Below are 20,801 nucleotides of genomic sequence, written 5' to 3'. Positions count from 1 at the left end.
GACAGCATATCGTTTGGGAGGAAAAGAGCATGATTGAGAAGTTGAAGATTGCCACATCTGAGGATGAGGCTTATTTTTATTCCGCCTCCATCGAGAAGGATACAGAACGCGGTTGTATTGGGCATGTGCGCGGTGATTTCGGCAAAGATGGGGAGGCATTCTGGGCGACTTGGTTCGAACATATCTCTTCGTTGAAAACTCCTGATTTTCGGGAGGAGCTTGGAGCGGTCATTCAAGCGTTGACGGAACAGGGGCTGCTTCAAAACCGCAGTGGCATGCACGATTTTTGTATAAAACATCCAGAGGCCCGTCTACCAAGCGCACGGCACAGCGATGTCTATGGCTTTTGTTTACAGACGGCAAAGCATCGTTACTATCTGCGATGCTTTCCGCGTGCCGGCGACTATAACTTCTATTTATATTGCTTTGCCCGGCCGGAGCGAATGAATGAATTTTCGTCGCCCCTCCATTCCCCTTCATCGGCACCACTAAAGCAGAAGTCTGAACTGGAACGATAGGAGGATGCACTTCTATGAATGATCTTGCCCGTTACCGGTTGCTGACCGGAGCATCTATTCCCCCTGCAGCGAAGCTGCTGTACAGCTATTTGTTGGATCGTGCAGGCGGGCGAAACGGCGCGGTACTGCTTTCGTCCAGGCGACTTGCGTCAGAGGTGGGTCTTTCCACTTCTGCTGTGCGTCGCAACCTACATCGGCTTCAGCAAAATGGACTTATTCGGCTCACGCCAAGATATTCCGAGGAAGGCATTCGTCTGACGAACCAAATTACCTTCGTATAAGGAGGTGCGACCGGTGACAGCAAAGTTACAGCGAATCGCCGAGCTTGCCGCGAGTACGGCCCACGCGGTTTCAGATCATCCCGAGCGCTGGGCCGATTTTTTACGGACGGCAGCCTGGAACTACAAGTATCCGTTTCAGGATCAACTGTTGATCTACGCGCAGCGTCCAGATGCTACAGCCTGCGCGGCGATTGAAATCTGGAACAATCGGTTGAACCGGTGGGTAAAGCGCGGCGCAAAAGGCATCGCGTTGATCGAGGATCGGGGCAGTCATTTGGGGTTGCGTCATGTCTTCGATGTGTCAGATACGCAGAGCCGAAGCCGACAAACCGTCCCCCTGTGGCGCATGGAGGTGCCGGACACGGAGGCTGTCATTGAAACGCTGGAAAATGCGTTTGGCAGTGAATCGGGATCGGGGATGGAACTGGTTGACGCGCTGTTGTCCGCTGCCCGAAACGCGGTGGAGGATCATAGCGCCGATTACGTGCGGATGCTGCTCACCGAACGCGACAGCAGCCTGCTGGAAGAACTGGATGAGCCGCATGTAGAACTGCTGTTCAGGGAAGCCGCACAATACGCGGTCGCCTTTATGGCGCTGACACGCTGCGGTTTGGAACCCTCCCATTACATCAGCGTTGACGATCTGTCCGGCGTCGGCTATTTCAATACGCTCCCTGCGCTCTCTCATTTGGGCGCGGCGATCAGCGACGTAGCTGAAACCATGCTGCGTGAGATTGAATCCACCGTCCGGGCGATGCGCCGCGATGAGCAGCGAAAAAAAGAGCGTCAGGCCAGCCGTACCGTTGCAAGGCCAGAATCCTTGCCGCAAAATGAAGCTAAAGCACGCGAAAGGATGATGAAACATGGAACTGACCTACACGCCGAACGGGGATTACCTCCTGCCCGACCTGACGATGGCCGATCCGATGAGGTTCGGGAAATATGGGATGTTGCGCAAGACGTTTCTCAAGGACCAACGGAGGGGAACCTACGCCCATCTGATGCTGTCGGAGCAGTTGAATCAGCATCTGGCGGACATCGACCGGACAGCGCGGGAGCAGATCGACCTGACGATGCAGGAACTGATCCGGCAGTATCCAGCACCGGAGAAGGCGACCGACCCGATGGGCTGGATGGGTCACATGAACAGCCTGAAGCAACAGGCCGAGGAACTGATTCTCGCAGAGTTGATTTATCACTAAAATGGTACGACCGGGAAACGGAGGACAGAAGTCTTCCGTTTTTTCATGACCAGACGGTCATCAACGACATGCTCCGCGCTGCACCGCTTTCAGAGAGCAAGGCAGCTATAGAAGCATTTTACGGCATACATGAGGACAATCGGGAACGAACGCTGTATATACGCAACTTGTTCCCAGCAGGAATCACCGAGTTGACACTAGCCGACGGCACGCAAGCCGGATTTGAGCCGTACCTCAACGTGTTGCGTCTTTGGACAGGCACGGCAGAACGCAAGACGGCGCAGAGCTTTTACGATTGGTCGGTTATTGCCGGGCATATCGACAGCATGATCATCCTTAACGAGTTTGATCCTGCTCGAAAGTCGATGCCTTCTATTCAGCAACAGACCTTATGGGTGGAACAAGCGGAGAGCGATAAAGCCTCCGCTTTTTCACTTCCACAAGCTGCAATCGACACCGTTCTGCAAAACGGCAGCGGCATTGAGAACGGGAAACTTCGCGTTGCGCTCTTTTTCCAACAGTCGTTATCCGCGCAAGAAAACGCGGATTTTCTGAAACGGGAATATGGCACTGGCGGACGCCTTTCTGCCTTGATCGGCACGGATATTCATGAAAATCACGATAGTAAGGGGATTACGCTGACACGCGGTTCCATTATGAACCCGAATGTACGGGTTGTGTTGCCGTGGATCAAGGTACAGAAGCGTATCGGTGAGTTGCTGGCAGCAGGTCGCTACCTGAACCGTCAGGAAGAAGAGCGATTGCCTGCTTATGCCGAGCAACAGGAGGAGCAGCGCAGGCAACGAATATCGGAAACAACGGAACACATCCAACCGCTATCCGAATGGCAATCGAATGAATCACAGCAAATACAAACACCCAATCGGGTTCATGCGCATTATGCCTATGCCGAGGGCAGCAAAGTCTTTATCGGTGCGGATGAATTCGAAATTGCGCAACTGGAGCCGCGAAAGGTTGTGCTGCAGAACGTTCAATTTCCGTTATTCATGCAGGAAATGAACCGCCGGGATTTCGAACGCATGCTGCGCGAGAATCCACTGAACGATCATCTAATTTCCGGCCAGCAGGAATTGGATTCGGAACATGCGGAATGGGATATGGAACCGGTGGACGAACCGGAGCAAGCGACACAAGCAGACGAGGACAGGATATCTCTCGGCACTTCTTCTCCTGCCACGCCCGAGAACCAACTTGAATCGACTACAGCCAGCAACTACCGGATTACGAATAACGATTTGGGACACGGCGGAGCGAAAACCAAGTACAAATGGAACGTGGAAGCCATTCGGCTGCTCGGGCAACTGGAGAAGGATAACCGTCAGGCGACAGTGGATGAACAAACCGTGCTTGCCCGCTATGTTGGTTGGGGCGGGATTCCACAGGCATTCGATGAAGGAAATCCACAATGGGGAACGGAGTATGCGGAACTGCGAGATTTACTGGACCCGGAGGAATATGAGTCTGCCCGTGCCTCCACGTTGAATGCGCATTACACCTCTCCAATCGTCATCAAGGCGATGTACGAATGCCTGGAGAGGATGGGCTTCCGTAGCGGTAATATTTTGGAGCCGTCTTGCGGCATCGGCAATTTTTTCGGTCTATTGCCGGAGTCATTTCAGGACGCTCGGCTGTTTGGCGTGGAGTTGGACAGCATCACCGGGCGCATCGCGCGGCAGCTTTACCCACAAGTATCGATTGCTGTCAGCGGCTACGAGCAGACCAGCTTGCCGGACAGTTTTTTTGACCTCGCGGTTGGCAACGTGCCGTTCGGCAGCTACGGCGTGGCCGACAAAAAATACGATAAGCACAAGTTTCTGATTCACGACTACTTTTTTGCGAAGACGCTGGATAAGGTTCGTCCAGGCGGGATTGTCGCCTTCATTACGTCGAAAGGGACGATGGACAAACAAAACCCAACCGTCCGAAAATACATCGCGGAACGGGCCGCGCTGCTCGGCGCGGTGCGTCTGCCTAGCAATGCGTTCCTGGCGAATGCCGGAACCGAAGTGACCGCCGACATTTTGTTTTTGCAAAAACGGGACCGGATGGTGGCTGTCAGCGAGCAAACCGAGGAATGGCTTTCGCTCGGCGTTACGGCAGAGGATGTGCCGGTGAATAGCTACTTTGCAGCCCGCCCCGAAATGGTGCTTGGTACGATGGCCTACGATGACCGGATGTACGGCAATCAACAGGAAACGACCTGCCGGCCCTACCCGGACGCTCCTTTGGACGAGCTTTTGCGTGAGGCACTGACGAACATCCATGCGGAGTGGGTCGAGTTGGAACGGGAGGAACAGCCGGAGGAGGAAGAGGTCTCCCTGCTTGCCGACCCGTCCGTTCGTAATTTCAGCTTTGCGCTGGTCGAGGGACGAATCTATTTTCGGGAAAACAGCCGGATGCGGCCGGTTGAAACATCAGCAACTGCGGCGGGTCGTATCAAGGGCATGATTCAGCTTCGGGACACGGTGCGCGAACTGATCGAATACCAGACCGAGGATTACAGCGACGAAGCGATAAGGGAGCAGCAGCGCAAGCTGGATACGCAATATGAACGGTTCACAGCGCAATACGGCCTGATTAACAGTCGCGCCAATAGCCTTGCCTTTTCGGATGACAGCTCGTACTTCCTTCTCTGTTCGTTGGAAGTCATAGATGAGGAAGGACGGTTGCTACGTAAGGCGGATATGTTCACGAAGCGTACCATTCGGCAACGAGCCAACATCAAACAGGTGGATACGGCCTCGGAGGCGCTGGCGGTTTCCATCGGTACGAAAGCTCGCGTCGATCTGCCGTATATGGCAGAGTTGACCGGACTCGCGCAGGAACAGCTTGTGCAGGAGCTTCGCGGCGTGATCTTCCCGAATCCTGAGAATCTGGACGAAGAAGGACAACCGACCTACGAAACAGCGGATGCGTATTTATCGGGCAATGTGCGTGAAAAGCTGCGCGCTGCCAAACAGTTTGCGGCCTATGACACCGAGCGGTACGCTGAAAATGTTAGAGCGCTGGAAGCCGTGCAGCCGAAGGACTTGGACGCTTCCGAGATTGATGTGCGACTGGGCGCAACCTGGCTGCCGCCGGAAGTCATTCGGGCATTCATTTTCGAACTGGTGGATACGCCGTATATGTACCAAACCTCCATCAATGTGATGTATTCTGGCTACACAGCAGCCTGGAACGTCAAAGGCAAAAGCGATGATCGCAGTAACAATATTAAGGCTAATGTCACCTATGGTACGAATCGCATCAATGCGTACAAAATTCTCGAAGACACGCTGAATCTGCGGGATGTAAGAATTTTCGATACGGCCGTTGAGAACGGTGTGGAAAAGCGGGTGCTGAACAAGCAGGAAACGGCTATCGCACAGCAAAAGCAGGAAGCCATGAAGGAAGCGTTTCGAGACTGGATATGGCAAGATCCGCAGCGCCGGGAGCAGCTCACGCGACTGTACAATGATCGGTTCAATTCCATCCGTCCGCGCGAATATGATGGAAGTCATATCCGCTTCACCGGGATGAATCCGGAAATCCGGTTGCGGCAGCATCAGGTCAATGCGGTTGCCCGCACGCTCTACGGCGGCAATTCCCTGTTCGCCCATTGCGTCGGCGCGGGCAAAACCTTTGCAATGACCGCCGCGGCTATGGAAAGCAAGCATTTGGGCCTGTGCAACAAAAGCATGCTGGTTGTTCCTAATCATCTGACCGAGCAATGGGCAGCGGAATTTTTGATGCTCTATCCGTCCGCGAACGTGCTGGTCGCCACCAAGAAGGATTTTGAAACGAAGAACCGGAAGACGTTCTGCGCACGGATTGCCACCGGCGATTACGACGCGATTATTATCGGCCACTCGCAATTTGAAAAAATTCCGATCTCGGCGGAGCGCCAGCGGCAGCAGCTTTACGAGCAAATATCCGAAATCACAAGCGGCATCCGCGAGCTAAAGGAAGCCAAGGGCGAGCGGTACGCCATCAAGCAGCTTGAGCGGACAAAGAAGACGCTGCAGGTCAAGCTGGAGAAGCTGAGCGACGCGAGCCGTAAGGATGATGTGGTCACCTTCGAGGAACTCGGCATAGATCGATTGTTCGTCGACGAAGCAGACTCGTATAAAAATCTGTTCCTTTATACGAAAATGCGCAACGTCGCCGGGCTGTCGCAAACCGAAGCGCAGAAGTCGTCGGACATGTTTGCCAAGTGCCGCTATTTGGATGAATTGACCGAAGGACGGGGCATTATTTTTGCCACGGGTACGCCGATCTCCAACTCCATCACCGAGATGTACACGATGCAGCGCTACTTGCAATACGAGCGGCTACGCGGGCAAGGCTTGCAGCACTTTGATTCGTGGGCTTCGACATTTGGCGAAACAGTTACCGCCATCGAATTGGCACCAGAAGGAACGGGCTATCGCGCGAAAACGCGGTTTGCCCGTTTTTATAATTTGCCGGAGCTGATGAACGTTTTTAAGGAAGTGGCGGACATTCAGACGGCGGATATGCTCCAGCTTCCGGTTCCCAAAGCCTACTTCCACAACGTCGCTGTGCCGCCGAGCGATTTTCAGCGTGAGATGGTCGCGGATCTCGCCAGCCGCGCCGAACAGGTGAGAGCGAAGCGAGTAGAGCCGCATGAAGACAACATGCTCAAGATCACCAACGACGGACGCAAGCTGGCCCTCGATCAACGGCTGGCAAACGCCATGCTACCCGATGACGAAGGCAGTAAGGTAAGCGCTTGCGCGGATAACGTCTATCAGAAATGGGCCGATAGTCGTGAGCAGCGGCTCGCGCAACTGGTCTTTTGCGACCTTTCTATCCCTAAGCAAGACGGAACCTTTAATGTGTACGACGAGCTGCGGCGAAAACTGACGGAGAAAGGCGTTCCGGCAGAGGAGATCGCCTTTATTCACGACGCCAACACAGAAGTGAAGAAGAAAGAATTGTTTGCGAAAGTACGAACGGGGCAGGTTCGGGTGCTGCTTGTGAACGAACGTTCAAACCAAGTTGATCGCGCTTCATGACCTCGATTGTCCGTGGCGACCACGCGACCTGGAGCAGCGCAGCGGGCGGATTATTCGGCAAGGCAACCAGAACCGCGAGGTTCACATCTTCCGTTATGTTACAGAGAACACGTTCGACGCTTATCTTTATCAAACGCTGGAGAACAAGCAGCGGTTTATCTCGCAGATTATGACCAGCAAATCGCCGGTACGGTCTGCCGAGGATATTGATGAGACGGCGTTGTCCTATGCCGAGGTTAAAGCGCTGGCGACCGGTAATCCGTACATCAAGGAGAAGATGGACCTCGACATTCAAGTGTCGAAGCTCAAGCTGCTCAAGGCCAATCATTTAAGCCAGCGATATGCGCTGGAGGATCGGCTGCTCAAAATGCTGCCGCAACAAATTAAGTCAACGGAGGAACGTATTGCCGGGTATGAGCAGGACGTGGCCTTGTTCATGCGCACCCAAGTGTCGGATAAGGCTAGCAGCGACGATTCCCGTTTTCCCGGTATGACCATCAAAGATTTTACGTATACGGAACGCGCTTCGGCGGGCGCAGCGCTATTAGAAGCCTGCAAGGGCATGACCTCTCCCGATCCGCAGGAAGCAGGCAGTTACATGGGCTTTTCTTTATGGCTATCGTTTGATAGCTTTGCAAAGGAATACAAAGTGACACTGCGCGGCGCTTTGGGCCATACGATTACGTTAGGACCGGATGCAGGTGGCAATATGAGTCGAATAAACAATACCTTGTCGGATTTGCCGAATAAGCTCGCTTATTGCCGTGAGCAGCTCGCAACACTCAAGCAACAGATGGTAACGGCGAAGGAGCAGATCGAGGCACCGTTCAAGCAAGAGCAGGAACTGCAAACCAAGTCCGCGCGGCTCGCGGAGTTAAATGTGCTGCTGAACATGGACAAACGGGAAAACGAAGCCGTGGACAGCGTGTCGGATGAAGAACCGGAAGCACCCGAACGGCGGGTTGCGGATCGAGAGCGATAGCAGCAATGGAAAGGTAAAATCACATGACGAAATGGACTCCGGCTTTGGGGTCCTTTTCGCATTTCTGGAGGAACGCACATGTTGTATGCCATCCCAAGCGGCGGCGGATGCTTTTGCCCAATTCTACCGCCTATTTGTTACGGAACCGATCCGACCGAGGAGGGAGAAACCGTGCCAGCATTAGAATTGATATCCAAAGGGAAGAACGGATTTGGCGACACGTATTATTACATCCGTGATTCGAACGGGGTGACCAGTCAAGTCTATGAAAGCGAGTTAGACGCATTCATGAAACAGAAAGGCGCTACAGAGTTGAGGGAAAGAAGTGCTTATCTGTATCCCAAAAAGAAGGGTAAGGCACGATGACCAAGTGCGGCAGGATGAAAGAAAATCAGCCTTACGATTAAGAGACACGAGTAATAAAGCCGTCGTCTCTTACTTACTTTTTTAGAGAGGAACTACGGTAATGAGCTATGTAAACAAGGAACAAATCGAACGTGCCAAGCAATGGGATCTGCTCACCTATCTACAATGTTTCGAACCATACGAACTGGTTCGTTGCTCACGCAACGCCTATTCGACCCGAACCCATGACAGCCTTAAAATCTCCAACGATAAATGGTTCTGGTGGTCTAGGGGGATCGGAGGTCGTTCTGCGCTGGACTACCTCATTAAAGTAAGAGGCATGTCGTTTCCCGATGCGGTGCTGCAAATTGACGGTAATCCGCCAGTTCACATGGCTCCGGCTACTTCTGCCATCCAGCAAGATGGTTCAAATGCGCGGCTGGAGCTTCCCGAACCGTATGAGACTTCGAATCGCGTCGTCGCTTATCTCTCCAAACGTGGCATTTCTCGCGATGTAATCGATTTTTGTCTCAAAACGGGACGACTGTACGAAAGCCGAATGTACCACAATGCGATTTTTGTTGGGTTTGATTTGCAAGGCACTCCGCGCTATGCGGCAATTCGCGGGACAACCAACACTCGATATCTGGGCGAAGCGCCAGGCAGCGATAAACGGTATTCGTTCGCTATACCGGCCGATGACAACGGCACCGAGCTGCATTTGTTTGAAAGTGCAATTGATCTCTTATCCTACTGCACCCTTGAGACAATTGCAGGGAAAGACTGGCGACAATCGCATCAACTGTCGCTGGCCGGGATATACAGCGCTAAGGAAAGCATCGCACCGGCTGCACTCACTAACTATTTGCAAAGCTACCCGGAAGTGAAGCGTCTGGTGTTTCATTTGGACAACGACGAACCGGGCCGTTCTGCGGCAGCGATGATTCGGCAATTATTCAGTCAAACTTATGAGATTTCTGACGAGCCGCCCTTCGTGAAAGATGTAAACGACGACCTGATGGTCTATCGTAAACAGCGCGAAGAGCCAACTCGATAAGGTATTCTGTATTTTGCTCGGCGTCGGGTGAAATCGCTGGGAACACAAGCGGTTCTGTGTTCTATTAATCTATTTCTTTGTTTGTTATAATACGGATGTACAACTGACTTGGGTGGGAAAGTATCGCCTCCAGAGCGGAGGTGATGCTTATGCAATTTTCGCTTACAGAAGTGATTATGCTCGGCATGTTCTTGCTGGCATTGCTCACATACCTGAAAAAGCGAAAATAACCCGCCCAGGTTAGCGCCGAGGGTACGGGTTATTTTCGAATAAGTCTTCTCTGGGAGGCTTCCCACCCAAATGTTGTACAGGGGAGTCGGATGGCGTCCGACTCCTTGTTTCTATTCTTATGATAGCACGGGACAATTATACGTGCAACTGATGCAAAGCATTGCGCCAATCAGACGCCTCTTTCCACCGTCAGATTATGGAATATTGCGCCATGCAGCAAAGGATGTGTGAACAACTTTAAGTGACAGACGCTGAGCGATCAGCGTCTTTTTGTCGTTTCGATGCCCCTCCCTTTTTCCCGGCAGGTGCCTTGAAGGGCAACGCGAGACGAATGTCTCGTGTTGTAGCAAGCACTGAATTTGGTCTCCCAAATTCGCTTGTTAGGGGCAAACCCCTAATACCCCTACCTCAACAGCACGCTGTTTTGTCAAGAATATAGGTTCAACAATGATCGGTATTTTTCAGAAACAGCAGAAACCATTCAGCTATTTCATGCGGGCCATTTCCTTTGAAGAAAGAAGTGAACATGATGAGAAGACGAGCGATTCGCATTCAGGTATGGGTGAACTATGATGAAAACACTAGACTCCAAGCGAGCGCGAAAAAATCGGGACTTTCACAGGAGGGTTATATTCGATCTCTCATTAATGGCTATGTTCCGAAGGCGATGCCGCCAAAAGACTATTTCGCGATGATGCGCGAGCTCCATGCCGTCGGCAATAACCTAAATCAACTCGCAGCGAAGGCCCATGCGACAGGTCATTTGGATCGGGCAGTTTTTCAGCAGGAAGCAGATCACTTGCGCCGCGCCGTCCAGCAGATTCAACAGGCCGTGACCGCACCGGAACCGAGAATCGAGCTACAAGGAAATTCTAACGTACATCCACCGTAAAGGGGACAGCGTACATGGCAACAACCGCAATATGGGATGTTACCGACCGCCTCAAGCGTGTGCTGGATTATGCCACCAATCCTGATAAAACCGATCAAGCGCGTGCAGCGCATGATGATTTACATCAGGTGCTCGCTTATACCAGCGCGGATGCGAAAACTGAAAAACAGCTTTACGTGAGCGGGATCAATTGCGATCCGCTCACCGCTTACGAGCAAATGCTGCGAACCAAACGACAATTTCAAAAGACCGATGGCATTGTAGCTTTTCATGGGTATCAGGCGTTTGCTCCGGGCGAAACGACGCCGGAGGTGGCACATGCCATTGGCGTCAAACTGGCACAGGAATTATGGGGGGAGCGCTTTGAAGTCGTGGTATCGACCCATTTGGACAAGGAGCATCTGCACAATCACTTCGTCTTAAACTCGGTGTCGTTTCTGGATGGTAAACGCTATTACGATAACAAAGCCTCTTACGCGCTGATGCGGCAAACATCCGATCGACTTTGCCGGGAGCATACCTTATCGGTCATCGAGCAGCCGGAACCGGGTAAGACCAAGCATTACGGCGAGTGGCGAGCGGAACAGGAGAGCAAGCCGACTTGGCGCGGGTTGATTCGCGAGGACATCGACGCCGCTATCGCCGCTGCCATGACGGTGACGCAATTCTTCGCGATCCTTAGAAAGCAGGGTTATGAAATGAAGTCGAACGTCAAGCATTTGGCGGTACGTCCGCCGGGCAAAGAGCGGTTTGTTCGATTGCGTAGTCTTGGCGATGAATATACGGAGCATGCGATAAAAGAGCGTATTCTGCAAAACCAGTTACCGCAGCGTCAGCCACCCATGCCGTTGCCGCGGCGCAGGCGAGCCGTCATCGTTCGCAGCACCCTGCACATCAGACGTAGATTTAGCGGTCTGCAAGCCTTGTATCTGCGGTACTTATTCAAGATGGGGATTCTGCCCCATTCCCGCGCGTCCCTCAAACGGACGTCTTTTTTATTGCGCGAAGACTTGCGGCATCTGACGGCCATTACGGAGCAGACCAGGCTGCTGTGTCGTCACGGCATTTCCAGCAAAGCACAATTGTTGGCTTACCACGCTGAGCTGCAAACAGAATTGCGGCAAGGATACGGCTCCCGCAAAATGCTGTACAACCGGCTTCGCCGCTGCCAGCATCCTGAGCAAATCGAATCGTACAAGTCGCAAATTGCCGAACTTTCCCGTCAGCTTGCGAAGCTCCGAAAGGAGGTGAGGCTTTGTACGGGCATTCTTGCCCGATCCAACGAACTGGCAAACAAGCTGCAACGTAACGAGGAAGACCAATCGACACGAAGGGAGGCCAATGTCCATGAGCAGCGGAACCGAAGCGGCCGATCAGGTCGTCAGCATGAGTCTTCGTGGCATTGAGGTCATGGCGAAAATCTCCGGCGAAGGCGCGAAGCATCTGGCCGTTTATTTGTTCGCCGCCCTGCAAGGGCAAAAACGAACAAGAGGCCGCATTCGCCTGGAAAGCTTGCTGCGCAGCGGCAAGGAGCTGAAGGTGTTTGCAGTACGAAATGAAGACTTGCCGACTTTTTGCAAAGAAGCGAAGCGGTACGGTGTCCTCTATTGCGCGCTGCGTGACAAGAAAAATGTGGACGGGCTTTGCGATGTCATGGTGCGGGCCGAGGATGCGTCCAAGATCAACCGAATCGTTGAACGCTTCAAGCTGGCGACCGTAGATACGGCCAGCATCAAGCAGGAGATTGTGAAGTCCCGCAGCGAGAAGCAGTCGGACGAGCGTAAAGGAGCGGCGCAACCACCAGAGCAACATGCCGTAACACCCGAAGAAGGAACCAGCGAGCCTCCAGCTTCAAACGAGGGCGCGGCAGTCAGTGAGGATTTTTTGGACGATCTGTTGGGAAAGCCCGAGCCGGCGGCGGAGGTTCAGCCGGTAAACGCGCAGCAGGGAGCCAATCAACCGGCGGCCGAGGCGTGGGAGGTCGAGCGAACGGAACCGGAGCGTCCGCTTCCCCTCCCGCCGACACAGGAGGAGAGGACAACGGAACCATCCTCTCCGTCCGCGCCTACCTCCGAGCGCAGCGCGGCATACGAAAGGGTTACGATTGACCCTGAAAAGCCGAAGGAAAAAGTGTCCGTCCGCCAATTGCTGCGTGAAATTCGGGAGGAAAACCGGGCGGCAGAGAGCAGACGGCGGAAGCAGGTGCAGGAACCGTCGTTGCCTAAGCGCAGAGATCGCGGGAAGTCGGCGTCCGGCAGTAAAGCATCCGTTCCGATGGCCGGGAGTCGAAAGCGAGGGAAATCGAAATGAGCGAACTGGACGAGTTATTCCAGCCCCAAGTCACGACGGCCTCCGGTCAGCGTGAGCAGCCGTTCGACAAAGAAGCATGGGCGCAAAAAAAGCAAGAACTGCGGCAGTGGACGTATGAGACGATTGATACTGCCACAGCCGACATTGCGCAAAACGGCGAACAATTTCAGCATTATCTGGACGTACAAAGCCGTTTTGATCTCTACAGCGTCGCGAATGCGCTGCTTATTCTCGCGCAGCGCCCGGATGCCACTCGCATTGCTGATTTTGATAGCTGGAAAGAACAAGGCGTCTATATCCGTCGCAAGGAAACCGGCCTCTACATCTTGGAGCCAGGCGAGGAATACAAGCGGGAAGATGGGAGTACCGCAATCAGCTACAACCCCAAGAAGATGTTCGATGTTGCGCAAACAACCGCACCGAAAAAGGAATCGCCGATCTACCCGGATGACCGCACGCGCATCAAGGCATTGATGGACCGGTCACCTATTCCGATTACGATTGGAGATAGCTTGCCTGCGGAGGTTCATGCGCTTTATCAGCCGGATACGCGAAGCATCGTGATACGTCGCGGACTTGGGGCTGGTGACATTTTTCGGGCGCTCGCACAGGAGCTGGCGCATGCGGAGATTGATCGCGGCCATAACGACTACAGCCGTTCACATTACAATTTTCAAGCTTACTGTGCTGCGTATATGCTTTGCAAAAAGTTCGGCGTCGAGACGGCTACTTTCCGCTTCGGCCGGGTTCACGAACGGCTCAAGGAGTTGGAGCCGCAGCATATTCGCGCCGAGCTGACGGTGATGAAGGATGCGGCACACGACATATCCCGTCGAATGCACCGTATGCTGGCCCAGCAGCGACAGCAGCAACAGCAGCAACAGAATCGCAGCGATTCCACCACCCGCTAGTCGTGGCATGAATCTGCTTTTCATTTTTCCGTTGGGAGGAGTGGCGATGAAAGAGGAAGAACGCATCCTGAGAATGGATCATTACGAGCATGGCATTGTCATCAACGCCTTAAATGCGCTCCGCAACGACTTGATCGGCCAGCAGCGGCCGACCGATCCTGTTGACGATTTACTGCTCAAAGCGATTGACGCTCCCTATCAAAAAATAAAGCGCCGGAGTCATCATGCGGCGCGCTGAAACCGCAAGGAGTAATCTTTTACTCTTTGCGGTTTTTTTTATTCCGGTCGTGTGGGCGGCGCTGCTTGCCGCCCCTGCTTTGTCAAAGGGATTACCTGCACTTCTGCTGCATCTCAGCGAAGCGATTAACCATCCCTTCCAGATTCAATGGGTCGAGGATACGCCGCGAAGCTTGTTGCTGTTCACGCTGACTTATGGGATTTCGGTCGGCATCTACTTGGCGTCCCCGCGCAACTATCGGCGGCGCGAAGAGCATGGCAGCGCACGATGGGGCAAGGCCGGACGGATAAATGCCAAGTATCGCGACAAGCAACCGGAACAAAACAAGATTCTGACGCAGCAGGTACGCATCGGCTTGGATGGCCGCAAGCATCTCCGGAACCTGAATGTTCTTGTCGTCGGCGGTTCCGGGTCCGGCAAAACAAGGTTTTACGCCAAGCCGAATGTTATGCAGGCGCATACGTCCTTTGTCGTGCTTGATCCAAAGGGCGAGATTCTTCGCGATACCGGCCATTTGCTCAAGTCCAAAGACTACGACATCAAGGTGCTGGACCTCATCAATCCGCACCGTTCGCATGGCTACAATCCATTCGCCTATTTGCAAGACGACAAGGATGTTCTCAAGCTGGTTACCAATCTGATTCGCAATACGACTCCTAAGGGCAGCAATACAAACGATCCCTTTTGGGAGCGTTCCGAGACCGCTTTGCTGGAAGCGCTCGTGCTGTACCTCCTGTATGAAGCGCCGCCGGAAGAGCAGAACTTTCCGATGGTGATGGATATGATCGCTGCTGCTGAGGTGCGGGAAGAGGACGAAACGTACCAAAGTCCACTTGATGAGCTGTTCGAGCGGCTGGCCATGCGCGATCCGGAACACCTTGCCGTCAAGCAGTACAACATTTTCAAGCTGGCGGCGGGCAAGACGGCCAAGTCCATTTTGATTGGCCTCGGCGTTCGGTTGGAGAAGTTCAACTTGCATACGATTGCGGGGATGAGCATAGTCGACGAAATGGAATTGCCCGTTATGGGGGAGAAGAAGACGGCGATGTTTGCCGTCATTCCCGATAACGACAGCAGCTTCAACTTCATTGTCGGCATGCTCTACACACAGCTTTTTCAATGCTTGATGTACGAAGCGGACTATCGGCACGGCGGACGTCTCCCGGTTCATGTTCACTTTGTGATGGACGAGTTCGCCAATGTAGCGCTTCCCGACGAATTTGACAAGCTGCTCTCCACGATGCGCAGCCGGGAAATTTCCGTTTCTATCATTTTGCAAAATTTAGCGCAGCTCAAGGCGCTGTACAAGGACGCATGGGAATCGATTGTGGGCAACTGCGACGAATTTTTGTACTTGGGCGGCAACGAACAGTCTACCCACAAATACGTCTCGGAGCTGCTTGGTAAGGAAACGATTGACACCAATACCTACGGCCAGAGCAAGGGGAGAAACGGCAGCTACTCGATCAATTACCAGCAATCAGGCCGCGAATTGCTCACACCCGACGAGGTGAGGCTGCTGGATAACCGCTTTTGCCTGCTCTTTATTCGTGGCGAACATCCAGTCCAGGACGACAAATATGATTTGCTCAAGCATCCTCATGTCTCGCTAACGACGGATGGTAACGGTCTTCCCTTTCAGCATGGCGGCGCGGAACACGCTTTGGACTGGCAATCCGTGTTCCTTCATGAAGACGGGGATTATGAACTTCTTTCGGAAGAAGAAGTAGAGTCGCTATTTATACGAAGGGAATGATGAACTTGAAAATGAAAACGAAACGGCTGCTGGCCCTGTACATCGTGCTGATCTTAGCGGGAACCGTATTCACCTCTACCGCTTATGCAGAAGGCGATCCAATGACGACAATCAACAACCTATCTACTTTTATATTCGGTTTAATCCGTGCGATCGGCATGATTATTCTCGGTTTTGGCATTGTTCAAATTGGGTTGTCGCTAAAGTCCCATGACCCTTCTCAGCGCGCAAACGGATTTTTGACACTCGCCGGCGGAGTCATTATTACGTTTACGAAGGAAATCCTTGCCCTGATTGCCGGATGAGCTTGAAGCTTTAGCATAAGGGGGGGCGGACGATTCGTCTGTCCCCTGTTTACGGAAGGGGTGAGAATATGGCAAAAAACAGTTGGGTCATCGACAATCTCGAAAATGCCTTGGATACCTGGAACGATAAGATGAATGAAATCTGGAGCCTCGTTACGCAATCGCCAGCGGATTTTAAGGGTGGCGGCGTATGGCGTGTGATTATTGATATTCATGGTGCGTTGCAAGCTACGGGATTGGCACTCCTGGTCTTATTTTTTGTGATTGGCGTTGTGAAGACTACCGGCAGCTTTGCGGAAGTGAAAAGGCCGGAGATGGCCGTCAAGCTGTTTATCCGCTTTGTGCTCGCCAAGGCGGTCGTAACCTATGGGCTGGAGTTGATGATGGCTCTCTTTACTATTGTACAGGGGATCATCTCAACGATGATGGGACGCTCCGGGTTCGGAACGTCAGAGGCTATGGCCTTGCCGGATACGGTAGCGCAAGCGATTGAAGACGTTGGCTTCTGGCAAAGCATTCCACTGTGGATCGTCACCATTCTCGGCAGTTTGTTCATTACGGTACTATCCTTTGTGATGATCCTTTCGGTGTACGGGCGCTTTTTCCGTATCTATTTGTATACGGCAATAGCCCCCGTTCCGCTGTCCGCATTTGCGGGGGAGCCAAGCCAAAATATCGGCAAGTCGTTCCTGAAAGGGTACGCGGCAGCGTGTCTGGAAGGCGCGATTATTGTACTGGCTTGTATCATCTATTCCGCTTTTGCCACCGCTCCCCCAGCCGTCGATGCTAGTGCGGGCGCGGTTACGATGGTGTGGACGTATATTGGGGAACTCATTTTCAACATGCTCGTTCTTGTCGGTACGGTAAAAATGGCAGATCGCATCGTGCGCGAAATGATGGGACTGTAACCACCTTGTGAATGATGGGAGTTATCGGATTGCTGTCAGAAAAAGCTTCAATAGCGCCAAAGCATCCTTACGCTGCTTTTCTGTGCATTGATTGAGCGCAGCCATAATCAATGCTGTTTCATCGTAAGGTGTGGAGCTCTCCTCTTGACCCAGAAGCAATTCATTAGGAGAAAGCTTGAGCAAATTGCAAATGCTGAACATCGTTTCAATGGACATCCCGGCTTTACCTCGTTCAATATCGGCGCAAAATCTTGGGACCCGTCCAATTCGTTCAGCCAGCTGTTCACGAGAAATTTCCAAAGCCTCTCGTTGCTTCCGAATGCGTTGCCCCACCTTCTTTTTATCGTAACCAATCATCAAGCGTCACCTCTTTAAAGGGGATGAGTTTATAACTCCCATTATGGAGAAGCACACAATTGACATAAATGAGATTAAAACTTACCATCGAAGTAGTCTTCTAACATACACCGTATTTCATTCAAAAATGTCGGCTCTCACAATAAAAACGGGAGGATGGATAAATGAACGAATTGTTAAGAAAGCTGGAAGAGGAGCGGCGAAAGCTGAATACGCTTGGTGAACAGTTAATAAAGCAATCCATTTCTTTATCCGGCCATCAAGCATTTCAAGAGCAAAGTCAGAAGGTCGATCAGCTAGTAGCCTGCTATCATCACATGAAAGCCAAGCAGAAGCAGCAGGTAAGGTAAAAGAGTTGTGGGGGGGAAGCAGGTAATGGAAATTCCACCGTGGTTTCGAACAGCTATTCAAGGTCGATTGGACTACGTTTCTGCACGATTCGAGCATCATCCTGATCTCAAGCGTGTTCGTGCTGAAGAAAAGAAGGCTTTTCAAGTCTTGTTTGTTGGTATGGATATTGGTCGTATGCCTGAATTTGAAGCTTGGGAGGACAGACATCATTTTAAACAATCGATTATCAATGAGTGGTTATATTTGCAAGGGATGAAGGATGGCTTTCAGCTTGCTGTGGAACTATTGAGCAATCCTGTGCCATTTGATGACGACACACTGTTCAAACCTGAATGCAACGAGCCTGAGGCGTAGACTGCTCATCCGGGAGGGATAAAAGTGGAAGTGAAAATCAACCGGGAAATCCGGGATTATACGGAAAGCTTGTTCTTCGGACTGTCCTTGCGGCAGTTCTTTTTTTCTGTTCTGGCGGTCGCTGCGGCGATTGGACTGTATTTCGGGCTGCGCAGTCATTTTGGACTGGAAACGCTCAGTTGGATGTGCATATTGGGGGCAGCTCCCTGCGCCGCGCTCGGGTTTATCCGCTATCACGGTATGACGGCGGAGCAACTATTGTGGGCGTATGTGAAGTCGGAGTTTCTGATGCCAAGACGGCTTGTCTTCCGCTCGACCAACATATACTACGAAGCGCTGAAAGGAAGCCTGCACAAGCGTGAGCAAGAAAGGATGAAGCGCAATGATTAAGACGCTCAGGCGGACCATGAAGCAGGACAAGGAGCGGTCTGTCATTCCCAAAAGCGTACAACAAGCGATCCCGATCCGCGCCATCTGGCCGGACGGGATTTTTGCTGTCGGCAACAAGTTCTCGAAGTCGTTCCGTTTCGCGGACATAAATTACGCTGTCGCATCGAGAGAGGACAAGGAGACGATGTTCCTTTCCTACTCCGAATTGCTTAATTCGTTTGACAGCGGCGCAACGACGAAGATTACGATTCACAATCGGCGGCTGAATCAGGCAGATGTAGAACGTTCCATTCTTATTCCGCTCCAGCACGACGGGCTGGATGTGTATCGGCAGGAGTACAACGACATGTTGCTTGGTAAAGCGACTGATGGCAACACAAATGGGACGATTCAAGAGAAATACATCACCATCTCCGTGGTTAAAAAGAATGTGGATGAAGCTCGCCATTACTTCGCGCGGGTCGGCACGGAGTTGACGGCGCATTTCTCTCGTCTCGGCTCGAAATGTACCGAGCTTGATGCGACTGACCGCCTGCGCATTCTGCATGACTTCTTCCGGATTGGCGAGGAAGCCGATTTTCGCTTCGACATGCAGGAGATGATGCGAAAGGGTCACGATTTCAAGGATTACATTTGCCCGGACACCTTCGAGTTTGCCAAAGATCATTTTCGGATGGGCGAATACTACGGTCGGGTCATCTTTCTGCGTGATTACGCCAGCTACATCAAGGACAGCATGGTAGCTGAACTGTGCGACTTGAACCGCAACTTGCTTCTATCGCTCGATGTGATCCCGATTCCGACCGACGAAGCTGTCCGCGAAGTGGAGAATCGACTGCTCGGTGTGGAAACGAACATTACGAATTGGCAACGGCGGCAAAATCGCAACAACAACTTTTCTGCTGTCATCCCTTACGACATGGAGCAGCAGCGCAAAGAAAGCAAGGAATTTCTTAGCGACCTGACCACACGCGACCAGCGGATGATGTTCGGACTACTTACGATGGTGCATGTCGCGGACAGCAAAGAACAACTCGATAGCGATACGGAGACATTGCTCACTACGGCCCGCAAGCATTTGTGCCAGTTTTCTACGCTCTCCTATCAGCAAATGGACGGTTTGAATACGGTGCTACCGTATGGGCTGCGAAAGGTTCATGCTTTGCGGACGCTCACGACTGAAAGTACGGCTGTCTTTATCCCGTTTCGAGCGCAGGAGATCGTGCATCCGGACGGCATTTATTACGGGCAAAACATCATCAGCAAAAATATGGTCGTCGCCAATCGAAAGCAACTGCTGAATGGAAACAGCTTTATCCTTGGCGTATCCGGTTCCGGTAAAAGCTTTGCCGCAAAACGGGAAATCGTCAACCAGATATTGGCGAGCGATGACGACATTATCCTGATTGACCCGGAGCGGGAGTATTCCGCTCTGGTAAATGCGCTGGGTGGCGAGACGATTCACATTTCTGCTACTTCGTCGAACCATATCAATGCGATGGATATGAACCGGGATTATGGCGACGGAGCCAATCCGATCATTCTTAAATCGGAATTCGTCCTGTCGTTGTGCGAGCAGTTGATCGGAGGACATCAGCTTGGAGCCAAGGAGAAGTCGCTCATCGATCGCTGTACCGCCGCTGTGTACCGCAAGTATTTGCGGAGCAACTATAAGGGACAGCCGCCGACATTGCAGGATTTTCGCGCGGAGCTGCTCAAGCAAGCAGAACCGGAGGCTCAGGACATCGCGCTGGCTATTGAATTATTTACTTCCGGCAGTCTGAATACGTTCGCCCAATCGACCAACGTCAACGTCCACAATCGGCTGATTTGCTACGATATTCTCGACTTGGGCAAGCAGCTTCTTCCCATCGGCATGCTGGTCGTACTCGACAACATCTTGAATCGGATTACGCAAAATCGCGCCAGAGGCAAGAATACGTTTATCTTTATTGATGAAATCTACCTTTTGTTTCAGCACGAATACAGCGCCAACTTCCTGTTCACGCTCTGGAAGCGTGTCCGAAAGTATGGCGCTTTTTGCACAGGGATTACGCAAAATGTGGACGATCTACTGCAAAGCCATACAGCCCGCACCATGCTCGCAAACAGTGAATTCATCGTCATGCTGAATCAGGCCAGCACCGACCGGATGGAGCTTGCCGAGTTGCTCAACATTTCGGATCTGCAACTGTCTTACATTACGAATGTTGACGCCGGGAATGGACTGATGAAGGTCGGCAGTTCCCTTGTACCGTTTAACGATAAGTTCCCGCGGCACACGAAACTGTATAACTTGATGACGACGAAGCCCGGCGAGCGGTAATAATCATTATGATCGTCGCGGCGCTGCTTTCCTCACCGTTCGGCATTTTTG

Annotated in this window: 17 protein-coding genes and 1 pseudogene; 17 read left to right on the top strand and 1 reads right to left on the bottom strand. The window is 52.3% G+C overall.

The genetic code is table 11. The features are described 5' to 3' along the window. Positions 1-29: 29 nt before the first annotated feature. From HH215_RS35720 to HH215_RS35660, 13 genes and pseudogenes are all read left to right on the top strand, one after another. Positions 30-518 (top strand): hypothetical protein, encoded by a 489-nt coding sequence (locus HH215_RS35720; protein WP_169284780.1) that lies wholly within the window; start codon positions 30-32, stop codon positions 516-518. 14 nt (positions 519-532) lie between these two features. After that, positions 533-799 (top strand): helix-turn-helix domain-containing protein, encoded by a 267-nt coding sequence (locus tag HH215_RS35715; protein ID WP_084781212.1) that lies wholly within the window; start codon positions 533-535, stop codon positions 797-799. A 13-nt stretch (positions 800-812) separates the two neighbouring features. Next, positions 813-8,019: pseudogene (locus HH215_RS35710) on the top strand (helicase-like domain-containing protein). A 78-nt stretch (positions 8,020-8,097) separates the two neighbouring features. Then, a complete protein-coding gene (locus HH215_RS35705; protein WP_169284779.1) occupies positions 8,098-8,385 on the top strand; it encodes a hypothetical protein in 288 nt (95 codons plus the stop codon). A gap of 100 nt (positions 8,386-8,485) precedes the next feature. Beyond that, complete coding sequence (locus HH215_RS35700; protein WP_169284778.1) at positions 8,486-9,421, top strand: DUF3991 and TOPRIM domain-containing protein; 936 nt, start codon at positions 8,486-8,488, stop codon at positions 9,419-9,421. Positions 9,422-10,160: 739 nt separating this feature from the next. After that, positions 10,161-10,544 carry a plasmid mobilization protein gene (locus HH215_RS35695; protein ID WP_254450652.1) on the top strand — a complete coding sequence of 128 codons (384 nt, stop codon included), beginning with the start codon at positions 10,161-10,163 and terminating at the stop codon, positions 10,542-10,544. A gap of 14 nt (positions 10,545-10,558) precedes the next feature. Beyond that, on the top strand, positions 10,559-11,950 hold the full coding sequence (locus HH215_RS35690) for a relaxase/mobilization nuclease domain-containing protein (RefSeq protein WP_169284777.1): 1,392 nt from the start codon (positions 10,559-10,561) through the stop codon (positions 11,948-11,950). Further along, the gene (locus HH215_RS35685; protein WP_169284776.1) at positions 11,892-12,854 is read left to right on the top strand and encodes a PcfB family protein; all 963 of its coding nucleotides are present in this window, start codon (positions 11,892-11,894) and stop codon (positions 12,852-12,854) included. The genes HH215_RS35690 and HH215_RS35685 overlap by 59 nt, the downstream gene beginning before the upstream one ends. After that, positions 12,851-13,765, top strand: a complete 915-nt coding sequence (locus HH215_RS35680; RefSeq protein ID WP_049868196.1) for a hypothetical protein — start codon at positions 12,851-12,853, stop codon at positions 13,763-13,765. Before HH215_RS35685 ends, HH215_RS35680 begins: the two co-directional genes overlap by 4 nt. Positions 13,766-13,811: 46 nt before the next feature. Further along, the gene (locus tag HH215_RS35675) at positions 13,812-14,003 is read left to right on the top strand and encodes a hypothetical protein (protein ID WP_021877380.1); all 192 of its coding nucleotides are present in this window, start codon (positions 13,812-13,814) and stop codon (positions 14,001-14,003) included. After that, positions 13,990-15,759, top strand: a complete 1,770-nt coding sequence (locus HH215_RS35670) for a VirD4-like conjugal transfer protein, CD1115 family (protein WP_169284775.1) — start codon at positions 13,990-13,992, stop codon at positions 15,757-15,759. The genes HH215_RS35675 and HH215_RS35670 overlap by 14 nt, the downstream gene beginning before the upstream one ends. Then, the gene (locus HH215_RS35665; RefSeq protein ID WP_169284807.1) at positions 15,759-16,064 is read left to right on the top strand and encodes a glutamyl-tRNA amidotransferase; all 306 of its coding nucleotides are present in this window, start codon (positions 15,759-15,761) and stop codon (positions 16,062-16,064) included. The genes HH215_RS35670 and HH215_RS35665 overlap by 1 nt, the downstream gene beginning before the upstream one ends. 68 nt (positions 16,065-16,132) lie before the next feature. Further along, entirely contained in the window at positions 16,133-16,972 is an 840-nt protein-coding gene (locus HH215_RS35660; protein WP_094869230.1) for a VirB6/TrbL-like conjugal transfer protein, CD1112 family, read from the top strand. A 21-nt stretch (positions 16,973-16,993) separates the two neighbouring features. Here HH215_RS35660 and HH215_RS35655 read toward each other — a convergent pair whose 3' ends face one another. Then, complete coding sequence (locus HH215_RS35655) at positions 16,994-17,329, bottom strand: helix-turn-helix domain-containing protein (protein WP_094869229.1); 336 nt, start codon at positions 17,327-17,329, stop codon at positions 16,994-16,996. Between the two features lie 164 nt (positions 17,330-17,493). Here HH215_RS35655 and HH215_RS35650 point away from each other — a divergent pair, with 164 nt between their 5' ends. From HH215_RS35650 to HH215_RS35635, 4 genes are read left to right on the top strand one after another with little or no spacing between them, the layout of a single operon-like run. Continuing rightward, entirely contained in the window at positions 17,494-17,679 is a 186-nt protein-coding gene (locus HH215_RS35650) for a hypothetical protein (protein WP_094869228.1), read from the top strand. Between the two features lie 25 nt (positions 17,680-17,704). Next, a complete protein-coding gene (locus tag HH215_RS35645; protein WP_094869227.1) occupies positions 17,705-18,034 on the top strand; it encodes a hypothetical protein in 330 nt (109 codons plus the stop codon). Between the two features lie 24 nt (positions 18,035-18,058). After that, complete coding sequence (locus HH215_RS35640; protein WP_101808189.1) at positions 18,059-18,424, top strand: PrgI family protein; 366 nt, start codon at positions 18,059-18,061, stop codon at positions 18,422-18,424. Beyond that, complete coding sequence (locus HH215_RS35635) at positions 18,417-20,750, top strand: VirB4-like conjugal transfer ATPase, CD1110 family (protein ID WP_169284774.1); 2,334 nt, start codon at positions 18,417-18,419, stop codon at positions 20,748-20,750. The genes HH215_RS35640 and HH215_RS35635 overlap by 8 nt, the downstream gene beginning before the upstream one ends. Positions 20,751-20,801: the final 51 nt, after the last annotated feature.

Origin of the sequence: Cohnella herbarum (assembly GCF_012849095.1) — a bacterium.
Classification (GTDB): Bacteria; Bacillota; Bacilli; order Paenibacillales; family Paenibacillaceae; genus Cohnella; species Cohnella herbarum.
The sequence above is the reverse complement of the archived record's forward strand: the minus strand, read 5'-3'. Positions and strand labels throughout refer to the sequence as shown.